At 74.8% G+C, this 706-nt stretch carries 1 protein-coding gene; it reads right to left on the bottom strand.

The annotated features are described in order from the left end of the window. Positions 1–706 (bottom strand): helicase-related protein (locus BIV57_RS23150; RefSeq protein WP_175548838.1); only part of this gene is annotated, 706 nt, incomplete at both ends.

Genomic DNA, 706 nt, shown 5'->3' with positions numbered 1-706 from the left:
CGCCGGTGCAGTTGTCGCAGCGTCCGCAGGGCACGGCCGCCTCGTCGTCCAGCCGCCGGCGCAGGAACTCCATTCGGCACGCGTCCGTCGACGCGTAGTCGCGCATCGCCTGCTGCTCGGACGCGCGTTCGCGCGCCACCCGCTCGTAGCGCTCGGCGTCGTAGACCCACGGCTCGCCGGTGGACGTCCACCCGCCGCGGACCCGGCGCACCGCGCCGTCCACGTCCAGGACCTTGAGCATCGTCTCCAGCCGGGTGCGGCGCAGATCGACGCGCGCCTCCAGCGCCGGCGTGGAGAGCGGGCGCCCGCCCTCCGCCTCCAGGGCGTCCAGCGTCTGGCGCACCCGGTCCTCGGCGGGGAAGGCGAGCGAGGCGAAGTAGCGCCAGATCGCCTCGTCCTCCCGGCCGGGCAGCAGCAGCACCTCGGCCCGCTCCACGCCGCGGCCGGCGCGGCCGACCTGCTGGTAGTAGGCGATCGGCGACTGCGGCGCGCCCAGGTGGACCACGAAGCCCAGGTCGGGCTTGTCGAAGCCCATGCCGAGCGCGGAGGTGGCGATCAGCGCCTTGACGCGGTTGTGCTGCAGATCGTCCTCCGCCGCCTCGCGCTCGGCGTTCTCGGTGCGGCCCGAGTAGGAGGCGACCTGGTGCCCGGCCTGCCGCAGGAACGCGGCGACCTCCTCCGCGGCGGAGACGGTGAGGGTGTAGAC

The sequence above is a fragment of the Mangrovactinospora gilvigrisea genome (assembly GCF_001879105.1).
In the GTDB taxonomy this organism is placed as follows: domain Bacteria; phylum Actinomycetota; class Actinomycetes; order Streptomycetales; family Streptomycetaceae; genus Mangrovactinospora; species Mangrovactinospora gilvigrisea.
This window is presented reverse-complemented; position numbering and strand designations above follow the sequence as displayed.